Below are 24,735 nucleotides of genomic sequence, written 5' to 3'. Positions count from 1 at the left end.
TATGAAAATAGAATTATGAAAACAGTCATTGTAGCAAACGGAACCCTGTCTGAGCCGGACGGGCTTTTACCCCGGATACAACAAGCGGATATGGTTATTGCCGCAGACGGCGGGGCAGTTCATCTTCACCACATGGGCATTATTCCCGGGATTATCATCGGCGACCTTGATTCCATTCCTACAGAGACCCTTTTATTTTATAAAGAAAAACAGGTTAAAATTTTAAAGCATCCGGTACGCAAAGACCAGACAGATATGGAATTGTGCATGACATATGCTATTGACCATGGATGCACCGAGCTTCTCATTATGGGTGCCACCAGCACCCGGCTTGACCATACCCTGGCAAATATTTTCCTTCTGCGCAGACTTGCAGACCAGGGGATCCCGACCACGATCTTAGATGCATATAATGATATTCATGTTGTTGTTTCCGACCTGACACTCATGGGCCGTCCCGGCGACCTGTTGTCCGTCATCCCGGTATCAGACCATGTTAAAGGGCTGACCCTGGAGGGACTGGAGTACCCCTTGACGGATCAAAACCTTTGCATGGGTTCGACCATGGGTATCAGCAATGTTTTCACACAGGATGAGGCCAAAATCAGTCTTAAGTCCGGCGCCGTACTGGTCATAAAACCAAAGGAAGAGTGATTGCCTGCCTGTCAGGATGCCTTTGGGTTCTCTTTTTCTGCGCCTTCTTCACCGGTCCCTGCCCCTTCTCCTTCAACCGGCCCTTCCTTGCTTGGTGCAGCCCTGTGTTCAATCATAAATTCCTCCACCTTGGCTGCGGAAACGGCGACAACCACATGATCAATGACGACTTCTTTAATCAACCCTTCCATATATGGGTTGAGTACATCCTTGACCTTTTCTTTCTGAATCTTGATGCGATCAAAATCAGAGACATCATCATAGGTCAAAGAAGACAGATAGATGATGGCGGCATCCCTGGCCCTGGGATGAAATTGGGGCACCGGCTGCTCCGGCATCAGTTCCATAAGTTCCAAATGCATGCTCAGACACAGGTAGCGGTCCTGAACATTGGATGAATGTTTGTCCAGATTAACAGCATACGGCGCCATGGAAACAATGGGATTAAGAGCACCTGAACCCTCTTTTCCCTTCTGGGGCACTGTTTTCTTCCATTCCTCCTTGCGGCCGTTTTCGCCCTCAAGGACCATGAGATGCTTGCTGAGTTCAAGCACCTTGTAAAAACGGGTGTCATTCTTTTTCCAGACATCTTCGATATCTGACGCCTCGACGGTAAAAATGAGCTGTCCTTCGTCCAAATGCCAGGTTCCGCCGGCCGTTCCCCTGGAATCAACAATTTTAGAGGTCACATCTGCAATTCTGACCGACGATGTCCATGTGCCTTTCATATCCATGGCGGTGAGAATATAGGTGCGGTTCCGGTAGTAAATCCAGTTACCGGGGACCAGATCCGTATCCTTCTTTTCTTTTGCTCCGCCGCACCCTGCAATACAGACAAGGACCATGACCATGACGGCGCAGACAGCAGCACATCTGTTCAAAATCACTTCTTTAACCTGTTGTTCCATGACATTTCCCCGAAAAATTAACATTGGAATACGTTAAATTTTTTCTTATGACCGCACAGGCTACCATGGTCGAGGTTTACGGGTCAACCAAGACAAAAACCATTGTGCTTGCCTCCTGCGTGAACAATGGTATACAATACCATATTTAAGCCTTAAAAACTGAATATCATCAATCCAAATTTTAATAATAAATAACACAGACACAAGATAAATAAATAATCATGGCCGTAACAGAACTCAGCAACCAAAGATGTCAAACCCTTTTGATATCAATTCGTAAAATCATCCAGGCGGTTGACATTCATTCCAGAAAACTGAACAAAGAATTTGGTCTAACAGGCCCCCAGCTTATTGTACTCAAGGAAATTTCCGCCCATGGCCAGATTTCCATTACCCCGTTATCCCGGGCCACAAGCTTAAGCCAGGCAACCGTAACAGATATCACCAAGCGCCTTGAGAGCCGTGGATACATTGCCAGAAAAAAAAGAGAGGATGACAGGCGGGCTGTCAGTCTTTTTCTCACGGAAAAAGGTCAGGATATCATCAAAAACCTGCCGCCTCTGCTCCAGGAGACATTCACACAGCAATTTTCCGATATTGAAGACTGGGAGCAGATGATGATCATAACCGCCTTTAAGCGGGTGGTGAGCCTTATGGCTGCAGACAAGTTGGAGGCGCCCCCCATCCTGCTTACAGGTCCCATCCGGCACAACACAAACGATTAGGAAAAATAAAAAGACTAAAAAGGCGTCTTTTGCTTTTTTCCGTGCAAAGACGCCTTTTTAATAACAGCCATGGCTTGGTCTGGTTTACCCGCAGGTTCCGCCTGAGCATCCCCCGCATTTGCCTCCCTGGCCCAGATCAAGGCCGGAATTAAGGCTGAAGCCCATACCATTGAAATCAATTTCAATCGTCTGTGCTCTTTCCATAAACTCTTTGTCTACTACGAATTTAAGCCCTTTAACGTCAAAGAGGTCGTCGCTGTCCTTAGGCTCATCCAGAGCCATTGCAAGAGACGGACCCGCTCAGCCGCCTGAGTTGAGAAAAATCCGGATGGGGGTGGGTTCTTTCCCCTCAAAATAGTTATCAATCTGCGTTTTTGCAGCATCTGAAAGTGCAATCATTAAAAATACTCCTTTTTTCAGTGTATGGATTACCAGGCTGTTGCCTGTATTGAAAAAGTTAACCACACATTATTGCGTGTCAATGCCTGGAACTTGCCTTTTTGATTCATTTGTAACATACTATGCTTTTGTCACATTCGCTTTGGACCTCAGATTTATTAAAGATAACGTTCAGATCTTATAAGGAATTCCAATGAAAATTCTTGTCACTGGCGGTGCCGGATATATCGGCAGCCATACCTGCGTTGAACTGTTGAACCAGGGCCATGACGTGGTGGTACTCGATAATCTTGTCAACTCCTCCGCCAAGGCTCTTGACCGGGTCAAAAATATTACGGGAAAAGATCTTGCATTTTTTCAAACAGATTTGCTGGATGAAACAGGGATTCATGCCGTGTTCAAGGCCCATCAAGATATTGAGGCCGTGATCCACTTTGCAGGGCTTAAGGCTGTGGGGGAATCGGTTTCGCAACCCCTGCGCTATTACCACAACAATATCACCGGCACCCTGAACCTGATTGCTGCCATGGAAAAATCGGGTGTAACCGCCATTGTCTTTTCCTCATCCGCCACGGTTTACGGCAACCCGGCACGCCTGCCCATTACCGAAGACTTTCCTTTGTCCGTAACCAACCCCTACGGCAGAACCAAACTGATGATTGAAGAAATTCTGTCCGATCTTTACACGGCCGACCCCAAATGGCACATTACCCTGCTGCGGTATTTCAACCCGGTGGGGGCACATTCGTCCGGAGATATTGGCGAAGATCCCAGGGAGATTCCCAACAATCTGATGCCTTATGTGGCCCGGGTGGCCATAGGGCAATTGCCCCGGGTCAATGTTTTCGGAGATGATTACGATACCCCGGACGGCACGGGTGTGCGGGATTTCATCCACGTCACCGACCTTGCCAAAGGACATATCTGCTGTCTTCCCAGACTCATGGAAACGCCGGGTGTGGGTATTTACAATCTTGGCACCGGCCGGGGGTATTCCGTGATTGAGATGATTAAAGGGTTTGAAAAGGCCTGCGGACAAAACATCCCGTACCAAATAGCCCCCCGCAGGCCGGGCGACATTGCCGCATGCTGGGCCGACCCGTCTAAAGCCGAGCGCGAACTTGGCTGGAAAGCCGTCCTGGACATTGAGGATATGTGCAAAGATGCATGGCACTGGCAACAAAAAAATCCCAAAGGATATGACTCATAAGGAGAATAGCTATGGCGTCATTTATGTCGGAATTTGAAAGGATACTCAAAACAGGGCAGATAAATTCAGATACCCTGTCACAGATTTTAAGCCTTGATGAAGACCAGCAGCAGGCCATGATTGAACGACTTGCCCCGGCCCCGGACAATGTTGCTTATGATATTTTATTCTTTCTTATGAACACCATGGAGCCCACGCACCCTCTTCGCCCACGTCTGTATCAACTCACCATGGACAGGGCACATATTAATTTTAAATTCTCCATGATCCTGATCAACCACACCAATCCGGATCATCCCGGCCCCATAACCCATTTAATCAAACATATTTTGAGCAAAGAGACAGACAAGGCACTGCTCAAGGACATTTTCCGGGCCGCCGGCAGACTTGGCATGGAATTTCTCGTTGATGACCTGGCGGAATTTGTTTTCTATGATGATTCTGAACTGCGCAGAGAAGCGGTTACGGCCATGGAACGTATCGGCACGAATAAAGCCTTGCATCGACTGGAAAAAATTGCACAAACCGATAAATGCGATTCGGACATCCTGAATGCCCTTACTTTTTTAAAGGGTAAACAAAAAATGCCTCCTGTGTCCCAGCCCCGGGAAAAGGCAAAAAAAATCGAATCCGGCACTAAAGTAAAAGACTTGATAACACCGGCACAAAATGCACAAAATGATTGTTAATTTATTTTTTTATTGATACAGAATTTATACTTGTTATTTATTGAGCAATTCATCGGTCTATGGAGTATACTCGCACAAGGATCCGCTATTCGAACAGATTTACTATATGCCGCTTCCACGGCCAGGTACACGATTGTTGAGGCCTCCGGACGGGATCTGGGCATCCCTTACGCAGATCTTGGAAATGGAGTTTTCCAAGCGCAGTGGGATCAAGCTGATCCTCGACCAGTATCGACACAGCTACATCGCCTATGCACGGCAAATTCCAAAGACATCCGCTGTTACCGATCGTTTACGAACCCAGGCCGGACGGATTTCGGACCCGATGCTTGTCCAGGCAATAACCCCGTAAGGACCGCAGATAAAATGTTGAAGAAACATGGGCAGCAGGATCAGGTCTTCAATTAGTTGGATACCGCCAATTACTAAATGGAGGAACGGATGGAAATCAGATTTGTATACATGACAGCCGAAAATATGGACGAAGCGTCACAAATAGCAAGAACATTGGTTCAACGGCGGTTGGCCGCCTGTGTAAACATCATTGACGGTATGCGTTCGGTTTATGAATGGAAGGGAACCCTTCAGGAAGAGCGCGAGGTGGTGATGATTGCAAAAACCCGTGCGGATTGTTTGCCTGACCTGGTGGAGGCGGTGAAGGGCATGCATAGCTATGATTGTCCCTGTATCGTTGGATTGGATGTACTTGACGGCAATAACGCATTTCTGGACTGGATCAGGGCACAAGTGGGCCCTGCGTCGGTAGCGGATAACGAATGGCATGCAAAACAAGATTGATACTTACAAAACACTACAATAGCCCGGCCTCTTCCTCATCCTTGAGCCACGCCTCCAGGTATTCATGAATAAAGGCGGTTTGTGCGTTCCCCCGGGGCGGCAGCCATACATAGCCCATGCAATCCAGCTGCCTTTCCAGCAGACTGAAAAAAGCCTGTTCAATCCCTGATTCATCCTCGGCAAGGCCCAGCCTGACGCACTCATCCACCACAGCCCGGGTAAGCTGGCCTTCGGGCAGGAACCCGTCGCATATCATGGCATTCCAGGGTTCCGGAAAATGGACAATCTTCCAGGCACAGATATCATCAGGACGCAGGATGTTTTTATTGTCCGGGTTGAACGGCGCCGGTGCAAAGAACATCTTCATACGGGAGAACTGCATCAGCTCTTTAATAATCGCCTGTTTATCCTGGCCAAATATCCACTCTTCGGGTTCCAGCAGCACAGGTGGATACTCCTTGCTTGTCAGTGCGTACCGAAAAGGACCTTGTTTTTTCCAGAACGTTTTAAAATCCTTAACATTGGGCAATATTTTTCTTACACATGCCGTCGTCATTTCTGATTATCCTTTTTATATGCAAGTAGTGAGTAGTGAGTTTTGAGTAGTGAGAATGAAAGCAAGTTGTTTTTCTCACTACTCATTACTCAAAACTCATATCTTTTGTTGTGTCCGCTAGGACATAGGGGTTATATGAAAGTTCCAACAAGTTACACATAGACACTATTTTGAGTACCCTTGACCCAGCAGCTCAACCGGCCGGCCCTTCATGACCTGCCATGCCGCCCCAAGGCCGGTAGCCATGCAGGTCACCGTTGAGAGACACAGGATCAGGAAAAGGGTTCCCCCGTCCAGCTGCCACAGGCTGTCAAAAAAATACCAGGAGATCCCAAAGGAGACCGCGACACTCAGGCACAAGGCCGTAATTCCTGCCGAAAACCCGATAAATCCGGACTCCAGCAGGGTAATGAGCCCCAGGGTGTTAAAATCCGTACCCAGGACCTTGAGCAGGTTGATCTGGTTCCGGTTTTTAAAGGCCTGATGCCGGGAAATAGAAAATATAGATAAAAGTCCTGCGGCAATAGCCAGCCAGGCCATGAATTTCACGGACAGGGAGAGGCGGTCGGTCACACCCAGGATGGTCTGGGCTGTCTGGGTCACATCAATGACGGAAATATTGGAAAACCGGTCTACAATTCTATTTTTTAATTCATGGCGGCGGGACTGGACCAGGTTGGAAATGCTGGCCACATAGGTTTTGGGCGCGTCGTTGAGCACCCCGTCCTGGAACAGCATGAAAAAATTGGGCTGGAAGCTGGCCCATTTTACCTGGCGCAGGTTGACCACTTTCCCGGTCAGGGAAATCCCCTGGATATCCACTTCCAGCGCGTCACCGATCTTTATTTCATGGCGGTCGGCAAAGGAGCGTTCCATGGAAATTTCAAATGGTGTGTTGCTGCCGAATTCCCATGGGGTTTGAGAGATGGGCCGTCCCTGGACCACCTTTTCGGACGCATCAAGGGTTTTGCGAAAAGAAAAAATAAACTCCAGCCGCCGGCCCCTGGCCCTTTTATCGGATCTATCATTGGGCCCGTAAAAGGGCTGTTGGTTCACGGTCTTGATTCGTCCCCGGACCATGGGGGAAATCCGGGCCAGCTCGCCCTCCTGCGTTTCCATGAACCGGATCAGGGGCGCTTTTTGCTCTTCCTGGATATCGGCCAGGAACAATACCGGGATTTTCAATCCTTTTGGCCGGATAATCTCGGTTTCCAGGCCTTTGCGGACCTGGGGGACAATGGCAATCAGGAACACGCCCATGGCAATGGTGACAAAACAGGACAGGGACGACCACTTGTTGCGGAACAGGTTCCGGAAAGCAATCTTCACCGGGATCTGCCGTGACGCAGCCGGAAAACGGCATCCCCAAAACACCAGGCCGCCGACCAGGGAAAACATGCCCAAAGCCAGAATAAACCCGCCGGCAAACAGGGTTCCGTCGGCCATGCTCCCGGACACCATCACTGACATCAGGAAAAGCGCTGCGATGACCGGCACAAATGACAATGCCTGCCACAGGATTTTGCGTTTTGAGAACCGGGCTGTCACGGAATTCTCCTGAAGCAGGGTCAGGGGACGGATACTGAAAATCGTGACAAACAGGGGCAGACAAAACACCAGACTGCCGGCTATACCCACAGCCAGGGCAGCAGCCAGGGTTTCAAAGGAGACCCTCAGGTTCAGATGAGCCGGAATCAGGTCCTTGAAAATCACGGGGAAAACCGGCAGAAGCAGCATGGAAATGATCACCGCCAGGATGGCTGAAACTATGCCCAGGAACATGAGTTGGCAGCTCACATAAAAATAAATATGTTTACGGACCGCCCCCACGGCCATCAAAATGGCCATTTCCTTTGATTTCAAAGTTAAAAATCCCCTGAAAAGATAGGCCGCCACCATGCCGGCCAGGAACAGTGCAATGATACTGACCAGGCCCATGTACCGGGTAAAATACCGGCTGAGACTGCCCAGCCGCTGGTTGACGTCCCGGGCATCATGGACATTAAGCCGGGGCTGATTCCGGACCGGATCATAAAAATGCTGTTTGATGTCACGGATTTTTCCTTCCAGATTTACTCCCGGTTCGAATCGATAGTAATACATATACCGGACCCGGCTGCCAAACCGGATCAACCCGGTCCCGGCCAGCTGGTCCAGGCCCATATAAACCTTGGGGGCCAATTCAAACCCGGTCAGGTTCTTGTCCGGATCATCCTTGAAAAAGTCCCGGATCAAAAAGTTTTTTTCTCCCAACTTCACCGCTTTTCCACGGTGGGCATCGGTCTTGATCCCAAGGGCCCGAGCCGTGTCCCGGGTCATAAACAGCCCGGGGTTGCCCTGGATATCTTTTGAACTGGTCTCTCCTTCAAACGTGAAGCCCCCGTACAGGGGGTAGGCTTCGTCCATGGCCATAACCCTGACCAACCTGGAGCGGTCATCTGCCCGGGCCATGGAAAAAAACGTGACCATCCGCGCCTTATCCAGGTATCCGGCAAGTATCCGCTCTGCCTGATGCATTTCCTGCGGTGTCAGGGAATCATAGGAAATCAGCACCAGGTCGGCGGTGAGAATTTCTTTGAGATTGTCATCCATGTGGCGATCCAGGGACTCCCGGAAGGACTGGATGGCGATAAACCCGGCCAGTCCCAGGGCCAGGTTCAGGATGAAAAACAGGGAAAACCCCTTGTGAGTGATCAATTCCCTGAACGCCGTGCGTATCCAAAACATCAGGACAGCACCCCGCGTTCAAGGGTGAATGTACTGCGGCAGCGGCCGGCCAGGGAAGGATTATGGGTCACCAGGATCAGGCTTTTGTTTTCGGTTTCCACCAGATTAAACAGCAGATCAGCCACTGTTTCGCCGGTGGCCGTATCCAGATTACCTGTGGGTTCGTCGGCCAGGATCAGGGAGGGTTTGATGATCAAGGCACGGGCAATGGCGACCCGCTGGCATTCTCCGCCGGACAAGGTGCCGGGCAGGTGGTGACGCCGGTGGGTGAGATCAACCATTTCCAGCATGGCACGGGTTTGTTTTTCAATGTCCGGGGCCTTGAGGATTTCCAAAGGCAGACTGATGTTCTCCTGTGCCGTCAAATGGGGCATAAGGTGAAACTGCTGGAAAATAATCCCGATTTTCTCTGCCCGGAACCGGGCCAGCCGGTCTTCATTCATGAAGGAGAGGTTTTCGCCGTCCAGGATGATATCACCGCTGTCCGGGCTGTCCAGACCGGCAATCAGGGACAAAAGGGTGGTCTTGCCGGAGCCGGACTGGCCCACGACAGCATAGGTCCGGCCGGGCCTGACCTGGAGGTTCACATCATTGAGAACCTGGATCATACCGGTTCCCGGAGAATAAAAAGACTTGCAAAGATGATTAATTTCCAGCCCCATCACGGCTCCTCAATCTGTTTTAAAATAAAAGGGAATACGGTTTTTGCGATCTGTTGATGGCCTTCCCGGTTGGGATGAATCCCGTCGGGCTGGTTCATATTCGCCCTGCCCCCTACCCCGTCCAGGAGAAAAGGAATCAGAACAACTCCGTGGAGATCGGCCAGTGTGATAAAAACCTGTTTGAAATCATCGGCATATTCCGGCCCGTAATTGGGGGGAATCTGCATGCCGGCCAGGATGACATCCATGTTGCTGTTTTTTGCAAATGAAATAGCCCTGCCCAGGTTCTCTTCCATATTTTCCACGGACAGGCCCCTTAAGCCGTCATTGGCCCCCAGGGCCAGTATCAGAACATCAGGAGATGCGTTCCGGAACCATTTAAGCCGGGAAAGGGCACTGGCCGTAGTCGAACCGCTGATGCTGCCGTTGATGATCTCAACATGATGAATCCCCAACGATTCAAGTTTCTGCCCCAACAAGGCCGGATAGGACTCCTCCTGAGCAACCCCGTATCCGGCGGTAATGGAATCCCCCAGGAACAGGATTTTTATTTTTGGACTTCCCCATGCTGACCGAAAAATACCCGGCATAAAACCACCCCAGACCATTAAAACCAGCAGGACTGTTACATATCGTTTTTTCATACTTACTTCCAAATTAAATTAAGCACTAAATTTTTTATTTTACCATGAAGAACATGAAGAGCATGAAGAATATATACAAAAAAAGCAATCTTCATGTCCTTCATGTTCTTCATGGTTTAATCAGAAATGATGTCATTAATTTTTGAACAGGCTTTTAACCATTGAAGTTTTTTCGGCACCAGTGTAGAAAATAGGCCAATTAAAATTTAAAAACAAACGAGGAGTCAAATGCCGGAAACCAATGAATTTCTTGAGGATGCTCAAAAGGATTTAAAAAAGATCCTCCAGCCCTTTCAGCGGGACCTGAACCAGAAACAGAAAAAAGCCGAGTTGATCAAACAGTGCATCCGGTGTGCGGAAAGAGATGACTTTCTCCAACTGGATGAACTGCTTAAAAGCAAACTGGCCGGCGATATATGCGAGGACGACACGTTGAAAAGCTGCGCCCCGGTATTTGAAACCCTGGGAGCCTATGCCGATGAAAAGGTTGAGCAGTACCGCATGGATCTTATCGAAGACCTGACCCGGCAATGCGAAGAAGCCGGTCTTGAAATGGAGATGAATTTTCCCAGATTCACGGTCTTAAAGGGCATCACCGGGGAGATTGATTTTGCCAGCCGCGCCACGAAAATCAACAAAAAGGTACTCAAATCCATTGATCCCAGGCGGATCATGGCCATGGTGGTCCGGCTCAAGAAGCAATTGTATGATACGCCCTATGATCCGCGGGAATTCATTGATTCCCTGTGCAGGGTCTACCTGAAACTCCTTGAAAAAGAAGATCTGTCCGCCGGCCGTCCCGTTCCCATGCAACAATTTTACCTGGCCTATGTGATCGATATGCAGTCCAAAACCTTTTTCCAGGATATGGACAAGGGAAAATTCAAAGGCTACAGCCTGGACCAATTTTCCGTGGACCTGTGGCGGTACTACCAGGCGGGCATCGGCGGCACGTCCCAAGGGTACGAACTTCAACTCACCCCGGGTCGGAACAAGGCCCTGTGGCTCCTGGACACCCAGGGGGAACTGCGCCAGATCACCGCCATCTCTTTTCATAAACCTTAAAGGATCTTCCGGCCATGATATCATTGGACGCCCTCAAAGAACTCGAACCCTTCCAGGCCAGATCCATTATCGAAGAGCTGCGCAAGGGCAGTGTGCCTGTGGAATATGTGCCGGTATTTACCGTGGGTCGGCAGAAATGGCTCTCTTATATCGAAGACGACCTGGAAAATTACATTGCTCAGGGCGGGGCCAAGGTGCGGTTCATCAGCGGGGATTACGGAGACGGTAAAACCCATTTCATGTCCGTGGTCCGGCATCTGGCCATGGAAAAAGGATTTGCCGTCTCTTTTGTGGTCCTGACCCGGGATGTGCCCATCCACAAATTTGAAACCGTTTACCAGTCCATTGTCCGGCAGCTCCAGGGCAATTTTGACGGCGTGGGCATCCGGAATCTGCTGACCGCCTGGCTGGACGCACTGTCACCGGAATTCCAAGGCGCCAAGGCAGACGCCGCCACAGAAAAATGTACGGCCCTGGCCGAAGAACTCAGGGATATCCCGGACATGGATATCAACTTTGCCAATGCACTGGCCGCCCTGGTGAGCAACCGGTTTGCCCCCATGGAAGAAGGGGAGAATGAGGAGACCCGAAAGGCAGACCGGGAAATTCTCATGCACTGGTTTGACGGCGGCAAAGTGACCAAACGCGAACTCAAGCCTTTCCAGGTTTATGAATACCTGACCAAGACCAATGCCCGGCAGCTGATGAATTCCCTGATCCTGTTTTTACGGCGGTTCGGGCACCAGGGCTTAATCCTGCTCATGGACGAAATGGAGACCGTGGTGGCCATGAGTGCATCGGTGCGCAATGCCGCCTACGAAAATGTCCGCCTTTTCATCGACAACAGCGAGACCGCCCAATACCTTCACATCTTTTTTTCCATCATCCCGGACGTCCTGGTATCGGAAAAAGGATTTAAATCCTACGATGCCCTGTGGAGCCGGGTGCGGTCCATCGGGGCATCCATGGGTGACGCCAAACGCCTCAACTACCGGGGCGTCCTTGTGGATATTCACCAGACACCGCTTCAAACCGAAGAACTGGTGGACCTGGGCCGGTGCCTGCTCTCTCTGCACGGCATCGCCTACCGCTGGTCACCCCAAGAATTGGTCACGGACAAGGTCATCGAAGATATCTGCATCAATCAAAAAAAAATGGGGGTCATCAGCGAGGTGCGGCTTTTTATTAAACAGCTCATCGGTGTTCTGGACCTGGCCGAACAGGGCCAGTCACCGGAGGAGATGGACATGGCCCGGCAAATGGTCGAGACCCGGAAAGAGATGGAAGCGGAAAAGATGAAACAGATGGAACCCACCTGGGATTCTTAAAATCGGGATGAACACCATGGATGAAAAGGCATTTAACGAGAAGATGAACGGCACTGAAAATTTCCATCTCCGCAGGGCCGTGGAGCGCCTCAGGGAGGGCCTGTTCGATCCCATGGGGGTTCAATGGCTCACCTCCGGGGAAGAAAAGCTCAACCAGCTCTTTGACCGGGGGGCTGCAGCCCTGAACAAGGGAACCTCTCACCACCTCTGCATCTGCGGCGCATACGGCCAGGGCAAATCACACAGCCTCACCTATTTAAAACAGCGGGCCCTGGAAAATAATTTTGTGGTCAGCTATATTAACCTGGACCCGCGGCAGATACCCTTCCACGACTTCAAAGCCGTTTACCGGGCCCTGATGGGGGCCATGGTCTTTCCCAATGGGGAAACCAGCCTGGCAACGCTGTGGAAGGAAACAGCCGCCCAATGGCTGGCCCGGCCGGAAAACAAAGATAAATCCATCAACGATTTTATTCCCGGCGACATGCCCCACCGATTCCGGGCCATCCTGGCGGCCATGGCCAACAAGAACATGGATATTCCGGCCAGCAAACAAAAACTGAAAAAACATGCCCGGTTTCAGCCCCGATCCTTTTCCTGGGCACTGAAAAATGCCCTCATGGGCAAAGAGATCCCGGCCCAGAAGCTTGGCGCGGTCTTCCATTACCGGGAAGTGGACTTTTACAAAGGCGGCTCCCTGGCCTGCCATGAACCCAAGGAATATCTGGGCATGATAAAAGGACTGGCGCGGTTGTTCAAGGATATGGGATACGGGGGATGGGTCCTGCTCTTTGACGAAGGGGAATCCATCGGCCAGACCCGCATCACCAGCCGCAGCAAAAGCTATGATCTGCTCCATGAGATCTTCTGCCCGGAAAACCCCGCACAGGGATTTTTCCCGGTATTTGCCTTTACCCATGATTTTTTCACCCTGGTTGAAACCGAACCCTGGGACCGGACCCGCAGACCCGGCGGACGCCGGAAAACCGACCAGCCGACCGACGACATCCCCTGCTTTGCCCGCAATTACCACAAGGCCTGGAAAGGGATCAATATCCATTCTCTCCAGGACTTGTCTTCAGGTGAATGGGAGACGCTATCGGACAAGCTTAAAATCCTCCACGCACGGGCCTACGGGTGGAAGCCGGAAGCTGCTGGACGATCCACTGAACTATCCAGGGAAATGATGCAGATTCTCTCCCAAAACAAAGGGGCCGAATCCAGGATGAAATTGAGGCTGTTGGTCAACCAGCTGGATCTGGAACAGCAAAAAACGCCCTGCTGATTCCCATGCTGCAGGTCACTGATCCGCCATCCGACCTCCTGCCCGATCCCCTTTTAAGGCTCCCCAACACCTTCCGACCTTTTTACGGGACCTTTGTCGGCCTGCGGCCGGTCCAGACGGAGGCCATCGCCCCCATCCTTGAAGGCCGGGACCTCATCGTCCAGGCAGCCACCGGCTCGGGCAAAAGCGAGGCCGTCCTGGCCCCGGCCCTGGAACGGGTCATCACCTCTGGTCGTGCCCACGGGGTTTTATACATTATTCCCACCCGGGCCCTGGCCAAGGACCTCATGCGCCGGTTTGAGCCCATCATCACCGAGCGGTTGAGCCTGATCCTGGCCATCCGCACCGGGGACATCAAAAAGGGGGGAACCCAGCGACCGGACATCATGTTCACCACCCCGGAATCCCTGGATGTGATGCTGGGCAGCGGCAATGCCGGCCTCAAAGCCTTTCTGGCCCGGGTAGGCACCGTGATCATCGACGAAGTCCATCCCCTGGTCCACCAGTACCGGGGCCGACACCTGGCCTATCTGTTCACCCGCCTGGAACGAAGAACCGGCACGCCCATACAGAAAATTGCCATGTCCGCCACCATTGCCGACATCCCAGAGGTCATGGATTTTTTCAATTTCAGGCCCGGCGCCACGGCCATCTCGGCCGGTGCGGACCGGCAGATTCAGGCCCGGCTTCTCCACCTGAGAAAAGAGGATACCGAGCTGCCCGCCCTGCTCAATGATCTGTACCGGGAATGGGCGTATCGAAAAATTCTTATGTTCTGCAACAGCCGGTCGGCCTGCGACCGGCTTTCCGGCATTGTCCGGCGCAGCGGGGTATTCAGGGAGGTCACCGAGCTGCACTATTCCAACCTCAAGGCAAAGGAAAGAAAAAAAGCGGAAGACCGATTCCGGAAAAATCCCCATGCCCTGTGCATTGCCACCTCCACCCTGGAGCTGGGCATTGATGTGGGGGATGTGGATGCGGTACTCCTTTACGAGCCCCCGGGCTCGGTGTCGGCCTTTCTCCAGCGCATCGGCCGGGCAAACCGCCGGGGGCAATCCATCAATTTCTGGGGTATCACCACCGGGGAATCCGCGGGCAACCAGGTAATCCGCTTTCTTGCCCTGCTGGAGCTGGGCCGCCGGGGAAAAATCGAGGCCCCGTCCCCCAAAGCCCTGCCCAGTGTGTTGAGCCAGCAGGTCATCTCCTGCCTATATGAAAAAAAAGAAATTTCCCTCAACGCCCTGAAGGCCCTGTTTCCGGACCGCAAGCACCTGCTGCCGGATATTTTCGAGGCCCTTGAAAAAAAGGGCTGGCTGAGACGAACCGATCAACGGACTGGGCGACCCGGCCTGATCCGGGGCGGATGGCAGTACCGGAACCATTTCATGGCGTATAAAATCTGGGGAAACTTTCCGGAAAGCGAAAAGGAATACATCCTTGAAGTGGAGATGGAATCCATTGCCGACATCCCCCAATCCATTGTTGACCAGATGGAGGTGGGGGATCGGGTTTATCTTTCGGGCCGGCGCCTTAAAATCCTGAAGATTGATGAAGGTGATCCCGGCAAGGTCACGGCCCGGCCGGCCATGAAAAAGGATGATAAGGCCCTGGTATGGGTAGGGCTGGGGGCACATGTCTCCTGGGAAACGGCCCAGGCTATGGGGCGCATCCTGGGCACCGGCACCCTGCCCCGGGACAGCGGCCTTATGGCCCGGACCCAGAAATTATTCCGCCGGGAATGCTCATATTTCGAGAACCGGGTGACGCTGGCCAACGGGATTGAGGTGGTTCCGGGGACCCGGGCAAGATTTCACTTTTGCACCTTTCTGGGGTCCGCCGGCAATCTGGTGTTGGAATGGGCCATCCGGGACCATTTCCAGGATGAGGACCTGGAGGTGGCCTCCAGCGAAACCGGAGTGGAATGCGACCGCTGGATTGACTTTCAAAAACTGAACCTGCCCGTTGAAAAAAAGGCCTTCCACACCTGGGTCTCCGCTCATTTCAAAGTGCTGCGCAGTCTGATTCCCCTGAGTATTTTCTGGCGGACCCTGCCCAGACCACAGATGGTGGAAGAGGTAGCGGATTTTCTCTTTGATCAACGGGTTGCCGATACCTTTGCCCGGTATCTTGAACTGGGTTCGGATATTGTTTCCGGGGATATGGCAGACCTGTGCCAACCTTTACCCATGGCCGTCGAGCAATCTCCAGACTTTGAGATGGAAGCCGGAGCAGCGCTTTTGTTCCAAGAAAAACAGACGGCAAAAACGCCGAAAGCATCACCCTTTTTATCCCCCGTATGGCAGGCTCCCGGCCTGGACCCAGACCGGGCCGACGCCCGCGCTCTGGCCGCCACCATGGTCAGTGATTATATTTTCCACGGCCAGTGTGATCGCAGATTCTGTCTCTCATACCTTGGCTTGGCCCATCCCGTACAAGAAGAGGACGATGTCATGGCCCTTGTCCGGGAACAGGGCGTCCGACATGAACAGGCCGTGCTGGTTGCCCTTAAACAACAGGGGAACCACCTGGCTGTGCCGGAACCTCCAGCCACCGGCCAGCCCCGGTGGCTCCCTTCGGTTAAGCTCCTAAAACAAACAATCCAGCAACTGGCCGGCAGTGATCCGGAAAACGCCCGGCCGATATGGCTGTCTCAGTGCTATCTCAAGACAGAAACGCCCATCCATCAATTCCCCCATATCAGAGGTATCGGCATCCCGGATCTTCTGAAACTTTCCCCGGGCAAAGACGGACAGGCAATCATTGAAGCCGGGGATATCAAACGCAGCCAAAAACCAGGATACCACCATAAATGGCAGGTGGCCTTTTATGCCCTGGCACTGGAACAAATTATTGACCGCTGCAACCTGCCTGCCCGGGTCTCCCGCAAAGGATTCATCATTACCCCGCCACCATTGGGTGACGTGCGGATAACAGAACCGTATCAGATCCATGAATTTGATTTAATCCCATACCTTGCGGCCCTGCCCACGCTCCTGCACCACCTTGGCCATGTGCTTTCCGGCCTGCCGCCCCATGCAGATTACAGGCTTCAAAGCCTTTGCACAGCCTGTTCCGGATTCCCCGGCTGCTACCACCATGCCCTGGCCCATGAGGAGATACGGTTCCTGCCCAAATTAACCAGAGGCGAACTGGCTGCCCTGCAGCAGATGGAGATCACCAGTCTTGAACAGCTGTCCGGTGCCCTTAAAAAAGAGACCCTTCGCCTCTCCCCGGGACAGCAGAAAAAATTATTGGGATGGTGTGATGCCTTTTTAACCGGCCGCATCTGCTGCCACAAAAAAAAGACCCACCGCTTCCCGGCCAACCTCTCCCGGGCAATTTTCATCCACCTGGAAAAAGATCCCCTGGACAACCTGCCCCGGGTCCTGGGATGGCAGGTTCTGGATACAAACGGCAGTACAATTGTTGAATCACATGTATGGCGCATGGAAACCAACCAGGAGCGCCAGGCAGTCCGACAAACCTTTTTAAGGCAATTGGCGCGGTTGTGGGAAGAGAGCATCCATGTCGGCCAGGGCCCCCATATTTTCCATTTCGGCCCCCAGACACCCGCAGCTCTGAATCAATGGCTCGGAGAGGCACAAAGAGCATCCTGTGAATTTCTCGACCAAACCCAACCCTCCTCCTGGACGGATATTCAAAAGGTCCTGACCGCTCATTTTTATATGCCCGCGCCGGGCACAGCATCTCTATATACCCTGGGCCGCATCTTCAAATGCAGGACCCTGCCTGCACCGCCACCTACCCTGTTTCACCACAACAGCGGATTCATCAGCGATATAAACCAGGCGGCAGCCGAAGTAAAAAATTGCCTGGCGCTCATGGCAGACCTTTACCAGACCGCCGTGTCCCGGCTGCAAAGCCGGTGGATCAGGGAATGGCCGTCCCGCAGTCATGGAGATAAAAAGGCCTGGCCGTATACAACATTTATCCAGGAGGAACAACGCCTGAAAGAGGCAGATATCATGATGCTCCAGGAACAGCCCCTGGAAGAACGGATGCTGCGGTTCAGGTCCCTGGGGTACCTGAAATTTCACCAGACCCGGCTGGACAGCTCCGGGCGCTTCATCAATATCTTCAGACCCACAGACCAGACCCGGCCGGCCAAATTCCGCCAGGGGGATTTCCTTAAACTGGTGCCCCATGGCATGACCGATCTGCAAAACGGCTTTCCCGTGGTCATGGTCGAATATGATACCCAAGCCGGTGACATCGGGCTGCTTTCCCGGTCCGGCAAGATAAATCTCAATAAAGCGTTGTACTACTCCCTTGAAGAAGATATGGATGACTGGAACCGGGAAAAACTGCGCCACGCATCTGAAACCCTGTTTTCAAAAAGCAGATATTTGCATCTCCAGCAGCTTCTGGCCGGGACAGCCCTGGAAAGGCAGATACCGGCATCTGCGACCTGGGTGGAAAAATGGCTGGCCCGGGAAAACCACAGCCTCAACCGCTCCCAGCAGCAGGCTTTAATGCTCCCCTTCCAATACCGTACCGCCATGATCCAGGGCCCGCCCGGCACGGGAAAAACCCATTTGCTGGGATGGATCATCATTGCCCTGATCCTTGAAGCCCATGAAGCCGGCAAGCCCCTGCGCATCGGCATCAGCGCCCTGACCCACCAGGCCATTGACACGGTATTAAAAAAAGTGGTCCAACTGGTCAACCAATATCTGCCGGGGCATTTTCCGGGCCACTGCGTGAAATGGGGGGAGGAAAACACGCCGGCATCCGGCACACCCGACCTTGACGATTCCACCGCCATGGAGGTGGAATTTACAAAGGACGCCCGGGATCTGCCAAACCGGTCCTGGCTGATTTTAGGTGCCACCGGATACGGATTTTATTCCCTGTTCAACAGCAAGGATAAAGGCTTTCCCATTGCCCTGGACTGGATCATTTTCGACGAAGCCTCCCAGGTTCCAGTTCCCCAGGCCCTGCTGAGTCTCATCTACGGCAGGGGAAATTTCCTCTTCCTGGGCGATGTCCACCAGCTTCCTCCCATTATCATGGGCAATTATGATTCCCATGAACCTGATGACAATGGAAACGCACTGCGCTTGAACCGCTCTATTCTCTCTAATATGCGGGATCTGTATCCTGAAGAGTGCCAGGTCACCCTGGACATCACCTACCGGATGAACAAGGAGCTCTGCGCATTTCCATCCAAAAGCTGGTACCACAACCGGCTTTGCCCAGACCCTTCGGTGGAAAATGCACGGCTCTACCTGGATTCTCTGGACGAAAAATACAATCCAACAGGGGACGACCCGATCCTCAGCGACATCCTGAATCCGGAACAACCTGTTACGCTGGTATTAACGGATCACCAGGGATGCGCCCAGCAATCGGATGTAGAGGCGGATCTGATGGCCGCCCTGACCGGGCGCCTGATCCTGGGCCACGGCCTCCCCCCGGACCGGATGGCTATCATCACCCCCCACCGGGCCCAGAACAACGCCATCCTCCAACGGCTGGGAAAAATCCTTGGACATCATTCCCCTGCCCCCCTCCCCCTTGTGGACACAGTGGAACGGATCCAGGGTGCCGAGCGGGACATTATCCTGTTCGGCCTCACCGCCTCGGACCCGGACCATCTGACCAGCGAGTTTTTAAACAGCCCAAACCGACTCAATGTAGCCATGACCCGGGCCAGAAAAAAATTGGTCATCGTGGGCAGCCGGGCCTTTTTCTCGGTCATTCCCGATTCAGACGCCCTGCTGGCAAGACACTGCTGCTTTAAACAACTACTGACCCATTGCCGGGAACAAAATGCGGTTTTTCATTTTTCCCAACAGATATCCGTCGAATAACAGCCAAAAGATCTTGCGGTTTTGTGCTTTTGAAGGTACTGTTTCATCTATTATTTCCAGATTTGAATCCTTACCTAACCTTATCAACAAGTGGAAGGAGAAAAATATGGGCACTAAAAGAGAAAACAATGTATTCAAAAAAGAAAGCTACTAGGATATCACCATTCCTTCGGCCGGCTGTTGATGCTGTCTGATGCAGCAGGGCAGTACATCTTGGCGCTATGAAATATTTTCCTTTTAAAGTTGTTGTATTCTGCCTGGTCATCACCCCGATTTTGTATACAATTACCCTTGCGGGCTGCCGGGACTATCTGGAAAAAAAATATCTTTCAAAAATAGAAAACGGGTTTATCGGAAATTCCAGTGACCTTTTAAACGGATCGGTACCCATTGAAGACCGGATAGCAAAAAATATCCAGACCATTTTAAACCGGGACACCCTGATCCGGATGGCACGATTTGACCTGGAAGTACAGGTGACAGACAGCCGGGGGAAAATTATTTATCCCATCTACGTGGGAACCGACGAATTTGAGGATGATTCACTGGGCTACTACGATGCCCAGGCGGTTGCAGATAAAAACTTTGCAATACTTAATTCCGGACTCAAGGTGAATACCGTTCTGCATCTGGATCACGGATCATTTCTTGCAAACTTTATCTTTGCCCTTTATTCCGGTATGTCTCTTTTAATCTTTTTTGTGTTTTATAGACAGGGCAGCAAAAGAGCTAAAGAGGAAAGAGACGCTAAAAACGCCTTGATCCACAACTTGAAACAGGATTTAAAAGAAGATGAAATACGCCATGAAAAGCTGGTGGAAGAACTGAACAGAGAACGGGTGGAACTGTTTAAGCATATAAAACAATTAGATAAAAAATACCAGTCGGAACAAAAAAAGGCAAAGATCAATGAAGATGAAATGTTTAACGAGATCGTCAGCCTTGAAGACCGGCTCAACACATATATTGAATTAAAGAAGCGACGGGACGTTGAGATCAATGAACTCAAATCAAGCCTTGAAAAATATGAACAAAGAAAAAGCGCTGCAAAGTCAGGACGAAGCGAGTTTGATTTTATATCCAAACGTTTCGGAACCCTGTACAAGAATGTTGACGTGAGCAGAAAAGCCTTAGACGGATTTATGAACCTGACCGAAGAGTTGCAGATAAAAGCGGAAGAAACAATTTACCAGCTAGACCGGGACCCGGGATCGGTAATTGTGAAACGGAAGGTGTTTTCTGGCAAAAAACACAAAGCCAGCTGTTTTGAAGTGTTGTTTGCATATACAGGCAGGCTTTATTTTATGAATCATCCCAACAAAACCCAGGTGGTGATGATCGGAACAAAACATACCCAGCCCAGGGATATGGAGTATCTCCATAATTTATAAATGTACAATGAATTTTACAATCTCAAGTTCGCCCCCTTCCAGATCAGCTGCGATCCCGCATTTATGTGGTTTGGGGAAAAGCACAAGGAAGCCCTTGCCACCCTTAAATACGGCATCCTGGACAACAAGGGGTTCCTGCTTTTAACCGGGGATGTGGGAACAGGCAAGACATCCCTGATCAACGCATTAATTCAGAGCCTGGAACAGGATATCATCTACACCGCTGTCCCGGATCCGAGCCTGATTAAACTTGATTTTTTTAATTATATTGCCGCATCCTTCGGCATAGACCGGGAATTTACATCCAAGGGTGCATTTCTTGCCCATTTTAAAAACTTTCTTCTCAGCGCCAGTGAAAAAAATAAAAAGGTGCTGCTCATCATTGACGAAGCCCAACTGCTCACCCAGGAAATGCTTGAAGAGATTCGCCTGCTGTCAAATATTGAAAAGCCGGATGCAAAACTGATAAATATTTTTTTCATCGGACAAAACGAATTCAATGAAATTTTGAACAGGCCCCAGAACAGGGCGGTACTCCAGCGAATGACCCTCAACTACAACCTGAACCCCTTGACCCCGGAGGAGGTGGATGAATATATCCGCCACCGGCTCAAGGTAGCAGGCACACAGGAACGGCTGTTTGACCGGGATGCGGTTCAGGAGATTTTTCTATATTCAGGCGGATTTCCAAGACGCATCAATATCTTATGCGATCATTCCCTGTTGTCCGGATTCGTCAGGGATCAACGGATCATTGATGCAGGCATTGTAAAGGAGTGCGCAAAAGAACTGAAAATTCCGGCCCATGTCAGCAACCGTGACATCAATGGGCCATTTGAGCCCGACACCTACCCTGGAAATAAAAACAATCCCCGGAAAAAGCTGTCTGCCAGGGCTTTTGAACACCATCCGCCTGTGCCGCCGCCGCCCCCCCAAGTTCCACAACCACAAAAACAGCGATTCCCAGGGGGAAATCTGGTAATATTAATCTGCTTTTTTATTTTTGCCTGGTACTTTATGTTCCCGGACCATTTTTTTTCCACGCTTTCCCAGGTAAAAGAGCAATTCAATAAAAACCAGGAACTGATACAAGAGCAAAAAACAGATCAAACTATCCAGCCGGAAAATCAGGCCGTTGTCCGGAATATTGAACACCCGGATAACCCGGATTCTCCCAATCCAAGGGCCGTCTTTGAAAAAAAAGTCCAGGGCCAGACTGAAAATCCCGAAGAACTCATGTTTGCCATTGCCCCCCCTGAAACAGAGCTATCACCTGAATCAAATAGTTCCCCGGCCCTACTTCCAAGGGAGAAAATTACCGTCCGCTTTAAGTATAACGGCAGTGACCTTATTGAAACAGACCTTAAAAAGCTTGAAGCGCTTTCAAAAGCCCTGGTTATTCATCCGAATTCAAAAATTCTCATTACCGGATATACAGATACTATGGAGAATGGCACGTATAATGTAAAATTATCCGAATTCAGGGCCAACATTGTGAGAAGTTTTCTTCTGGGGGTTGGGGTCAAAAGCTATCAGATGAAAATCCAGGGCAGAGGCGGACAGGATCCCATTGAAAACGATGATACGGCATGGGGCCGGATGATGAACCGCAGGGTTGAAATAGAGGTGATTGAATTCCAGTGAATACATCCAACACGGCCTGTTCCCGGGAAAAATGGAAAAACATGGATCTGCTGATTCCCTATGCAGCACCGTATTTCGCGTATGTGGCGCTTTCTTCCGTTCTGCATAACAAGCTGCCCGAAGAAATCATATATATAATGAAACTGGTGATTGTGCCCGGGCTTTTGATCTGGGCCTGGAAATGGTACGCGCCTTTAACCGGCCCTAAAAATAAATGGGCATCCTGTTTGTGGGGAATCCTTTTCGGAATCATTGGGCTGGTGGTGTGGTGCGGTTTATATGCCCCGTTTACGAACCCCAAGGATGGGGCGCCCTGGTCTGATCTCTCATTTTACCTAAGGCTTGTGACAGCGGGTTTTGTGGTACCGGTTTTTGAAGAGTTGTTCATGCGCGGATTCGTCTTCCGGGTTGCCCTGCAATGGGATCTTCTGCGCAGACAAAAAACGCCCAACGCCTTTTCTGCAGCGCTGGATAATGCCACTCTTTTTGATGTGGCACCCGGGCAGTGGAGTGTTTACGCCATTGTGATTTCAACGACTATTTTTGCTGCGGGCCATATAGTTGGCGAATGGCCTGCAGCGATCGCCTACGGCTTACTCATGGCCCTTTTGTGGATATTGAGAAAAGATCTGATCTCCTGCATTGTTGCCCACGGGGTAACCAATATCGGGCTGGCCCTTTATGTATATTACTTCGGGCATTGGGAGTTGTGGTAAATTTGGGGGTTGCGAGCAACACCTGTAAAACATATAGGAACATCCATATGCATTTCACATTAATACAACAGAATTTAAAAGAGAATCCTCGTTCCTGGCTGGTCACCGGATGCGCGGGCTTCATTGGCTCCAATCTTCTGGAAACCCTGCTTAATTTAGGGCAGACCGTGACCGGCCTGGATAATTTTTCCACAGGATTTCAGCATAATCTGGACCAGGTCAAAGAAGCAGTGGGTCCTGAGGCATGGCAGAAATTTTTTTTTATTGAAGGGGACATCACCCATGCCGGCACCTGCGCGACGGTTTGCAAAGGGCAGGATTATGTACTTCACCAGGCTGCTTTGGGCTCTGTTCCCCGGTCTGTTGCCGATCCCTTGACCACCAATGAAAATAATATTACAGGCTTTTTAAATATGCTGACCGCCGCCCGGGACGCAGGTGTAAAGCGGTTTGTATATGCTGCGTCAAGTTCCACCTATGGAGACCATCCAACACTTCCCAAAAAAGAGGAAAATATCGGCAATCCTCTTTCCCCCTATGCCGTGACAAAACTGGTCAATGAACTCTACGCCCGGGTGTTTGCTTCCACCTACGGGTTTAAAAGCATCGGGCTTCGGTATTTTAATGTATTCGGCCGCCGCCAGGACCCTAACGGGGCCTATGCCGCAGTAATTCCTTTATGGTTTGGTGCATTGATCCGTAAAAGCACGGTGTATATAAATGGGGACGGTGAAACCAGCCGGGATTTTTGTTTCATCGATAATTGTGTTCAGGCCAATCTGCTGGCGGCAACAGCCGGGGATGACGCCGCCGACCAGGTATACAATGTTGCATTTGGTCAGCGCACCACGTTAAATCAGCTGTTTTCTTTAATCCGTGACCGTGTGGCCGACGCACTGCCGGACCGCGCCGGTGTAATGCCGGAATACAGGGATTTCAGGCCGGGAGATGTTCGCCATTCCCTGGCAGATATATCCAAGGCCCGGGATCTTCTGGGATACAGCCCGCAGTACTCGGTTCATGCCGGTCTTGATATGGCAGCCCGCTGGTACATGAACCATTTGATGTTCTGGCCCGGGGAAAACTGACCTTGGCCGAATCTTATCTGGTCAGTCTGCCATATCTGTCCTGGAAACAGGTGCTTATTGGGGATCCTTTGTACCGGGTAAAAATAAAGAATCCGCCCTCCTGAGACGCCCGTATTGTATCCCCCTAAAAGGGTAATCAACTGGACTCAAACAGTTGGGTACGAAAAAATCATCCATAATTATTACTTTTTTTTCATATTTTATGACTTTTTTAATCATTTTAATTTGTGAATCCCCCTCCGTGGAAAATTTTAAAATTTAACAAGCTTTATTTTAGATGAAAAAAGAGTGTTTGATTTCAAGGCGTTTAAAATTTCCATAATTATTATTTTAGTAAAAAATTAAATGTGGCACCATAATTGCTTTTGCAATTGGTGTTTGTTCGTTGTTTAAAGGTTTCACTGTTATGAAA

General features: G+C 50.9%; 20 protein-coding genes. 14 read left to right on the top strand and 6 right to left on the bottom strand.

Annotated elements, in window-relative coordinates; genetic code table 11:
- The first annotated feature begins 15 nt into the window (after positions 1–15).
- Positions 16–654: a thiamine diphosphokinase gene (locus tag DESPODRAFT_RS08485; RefSeq protein ID WP_004072870.1), complete on the top strand. Its 639-nt coding sequence runs from the start codon at positions 16–18 to the stop codon at positions 652–654.
- A gap of 11 nt (positions 655–665) precedes the next feature.
- Here the strand turns inward: DESPODRAFT_RS08485 and DESPODRAFT_RS08480 are convergent, their stop codons facing one another.
- A complete protein-coding gene (locus tag DESPODRAFT_RS08480) occupies positions 666–1,562 on the bottom strand; it encodes a flagellar basal body-associated FliL family protein (RefSeq protein ID WP_004072869.1) in 897 nt (298 codons plus the stop codon).
- A gap of 221 nt (positions 1,563–1,783) precedes the next feature.
- Between DESPODRAFT_RS08480 and DESPODRAFT_RS08475 the strand changes: the two genes are divergently transcribed.
- Positions 1,784–2,287, top strand: a complete 504-nt coding sequence (locus tag DESPODRAFT_RS08475; RefSeq protein WP_004072868.1) for a MarR family winged helix-turn-helix transcriptional regulator — start codon at positions 1,784–1,786, stop codon at positions 2,285–2,287.
- 84 nt (positions 2,288–2,371) lie between these two features.
- Here the strand turns inward: DESPODRAFT_RS08475 and DESPODRAFT_RS22030 are convergent, their stop codons facing one another.
- Positions 2,372–2,569: a hypothetical protein gene (locus DESPODRAFT_RS22030; RefSeq protein ID WP_004072867.1), complete on the bottom strand. Its 198-nt coding sequence runs from the start codon at positions 2,567–2,569 to the stop codon at positions 2,372–2,374.
- A gap of 310 nt (positions 2,570–2,879) precedes the next feature.
- On the opposite strand from DESPODRAFT_RS22030, the gene galE reads away from it, so the two are divergent.
- The 4 genes from galE (at position 2,880) to cutA (ending at position 5,383) form a co-directional block, all read left to right on the top strand.
- Positions 2,880–3,896 (top strand): UDP-glucose 4-epimerase GalE, encoded by a 1,017-nt coding sequence (gene galE, locus DESPODRAFT_RS08465; protein ID WP_004072865.1) that lies wholly within the window; start codon positions 2,880–2,882, stop codon positions 3,894–3,896.
- A gap of 11 nt (positions 3,897–3,907) precedes the next feature.
- Positions 3,908–4,585, top strand: coding sequence for a HEAT repeat domain-containing protein (locus DESPODRAFT_RS08460; RefSeq protein ID WP_004072864.1), 678 nt, complete (start codon positions 3,908–3,910; stop codon positions 4,583–4,585).
- Positions 4,586–4,718: 133 nt separating this feature from the next.
- Positions 4,719–4,937, top strand: coding sequence for a hypothetical protein (locus DESPODRAFT_RS08455; RefSeq protein WP_157488451.1), 219 nt, complete (start codon positions 4,719–4,721; stop codon positions 4,935–4,937).
- An 89-nt stretch (positions 4,938–5,026) separates the two neighbouring features.
- Positions 5,027–5,383: a divalent-cation tolerance protein CutA gene (gene cutA, locus DESPODRAFT_RS08450; protein ID WP_004072863.1), complete on the top strand. Its 357-nt coding sequence runs from the start codon at positions 5,027–5,029 to the stop codon at positions 5,381–5,383.
- A gap of 13 nt (positions 5,384–5,396) precedes the next feature.
- Here the strand turns inward: cutA and DESPODRAFT_RS08445 are convergent, their stop codons facing one another.
- From DESPODRAFT_RS08445 to DESPODRAFT_RS08430, 4 genes are all read right to left on the bottom strand, one after another.
- Entirely contained in the window at positions 5,397–5,939 is a 543-nt protein-coding gene (locus DESPODRAFT_RS08445; protein ID WP_004072862.1) for a hypothetical protein, read from the bottom strand.
- Between the two features lie 165 nt (positions 5,940–6,104).
- Positions 6,105–8,666, bottom strand: coding sequence for an ABC transporter permease (locus tag DESPODRAFT_RS08440; RefSeq protein ID WP_004072861.1), 2,562 nt, complete (start codon positions 8,664–8,666; stop codon positions 6,105–6,107).
- The gene (locus DESPODRAFT_RS08435; protein WP_004072860.1) at positions 8,666–9,328 is read right to left on the bottom strand and encodes an ABC transporter ATP-binding protein; all 663 of its coding nucleotides are present in this window, start codon (positions 9,326–9,328) and stop codon (positions 8,666–8,668) included. Before DESPODRAFT_RS08435 ends, DESPODRAFT_RS08440 begins: the two co-directional genes overlap by 1 nt.
- Complete coding sequence (locus DESPODRAFT_RS08430) at positions 9,328–9,972, bottom strand: arylesterase (protein WP_004072859.1); 645 nt, start codon at positions 9,970–9,972, stop codon at positions 9,328–9,330. The genes DESPODRAFT_RS08435 and DESPODRAFT_RS08430 overlap by 1 nt, the downstream gene beginning before the upstream one ends.
- A gap of 228 nt (positions 9,973–10,200) precedes the next feature.
- Here DESPODRAFT_RS08430 and DESPODRAFT_RS08425 point away from each other — a divergent pair, with 228 nt between their 5' ends.
- The 8 genes from DESPODRAFT_RS08425 to DESPODRAFT_RS08385 all read left to right on the top strand — a co-directional run bounded on the left by DESPODRAFT_RS08425 (position 10,201) and on the right by DESPODRAFT_RS08385 (position 24,323).
- Positions 10,201–11,037, top strand: a complete 837-nt coding sequence (locus DESPODRAFT_RS08425) for a hypothetical protein (RefSeq protein ID WP_004072858.1) — start codon at positions 10,201–10,203, stop codon at positions 11,035–11,037.
- Positions 11,038–11,051: 14 nt separating this feature from the next.
- Positions 11,052–12,365, top strand: coding sequence for a BREX system ATP-binding domain-containing protein (locus DESPODRAFT_RS08420; protein WP_004072857.1), 1,314 nt, complete (start codon positions 11,052–11,054; stop codon positions 12,363–12,365).
- 16 nt (positions 12,366–12,381) lie between these two features.
- Positions 12,382–13,650, top strand: a complete 1,269-nt coding sequence (locus DESPODRAFT_RS08415) for a BREX system ATP-binding domain-containing protein (RefSeq protein WP_004072856.1) — start codon at positions 12,382–12,384, stop codon at positions 13,648–13,650.
- A gap of 5 nt (positions 13,651–13,655) precedes the next feature.
- A complete protein-coding gene (locus DESPODRAFT_RS08410) occupies positions 13,656–19,484 on the top strand; it encodes a DEAD/DEAH box helicase (RefSeq protein WP_004072855.1) in 5,829 nt (1,942 codons plus the stop codon).
- Positions 19,485–19,705: 221 nt separating this feature from the next.
- Positions 19,706–20,875: a coiled-coil domain-containing protein gene (locus DESPODRAFT_RS08400; RefSeq protein ID WP_004072853.1), complete on the top strand. Its 1,170-nt coding sequence runs from the start codon at positions 19,706–19,708 to the stop codon at positions 20,873–20,875.
- Positions 20,876–22,519: an AAA family ATPase gene (locus tag DESPODRAFT_RS08395; protein WP_004072852.1), complete on the top strand. Its 1,644-nt coding sequence runs from the start codon at positions 20,876–20,878 to the stop codon at positions 22,517–22,519.
- Entirely contained in the window at positions 22,516–23,235 is a 720-nt protein-coding gene (locus DESPODRAFT_RS08390) for a CPBP family glutamic-type intramembrane protease (RefSeq protein WP_157488450.1), read from the top strand. The genes DESPODRAFT_RS08395 and DESPODRAFT_RS08390 overlap by 4 nt, the downstream gene beginning before the upstream one ends.
- A 47-nt stretch (positions 23,236–23,282) precedes the next feature.
- Entirely contained in the window at positions 23,283–24,323 is a 1,041-nt protein-coding gene (locus DESPODRAFT_RS08385) for an SDR family oxidoreductase (protein ID WP_004072850.1), read from the top strand.
- Positions 24,324–24,735: the final 412 nt, after the last annotated feature.

This window comes from Desulfobacter postgatei 2ac9, from assembly GCF_000233695.2.
Lineage (GTDB): Bacteria > Desulfobacterota > Desulfobacteria > Desulfobacterales > Desulfobacteraceae > Desulfobacter > Desulfobacter postgatei.
Note: the sequence above shows the minus strand (reverse complement) of the source record. Positions and strands in the feature narration are given on the sequence as shown.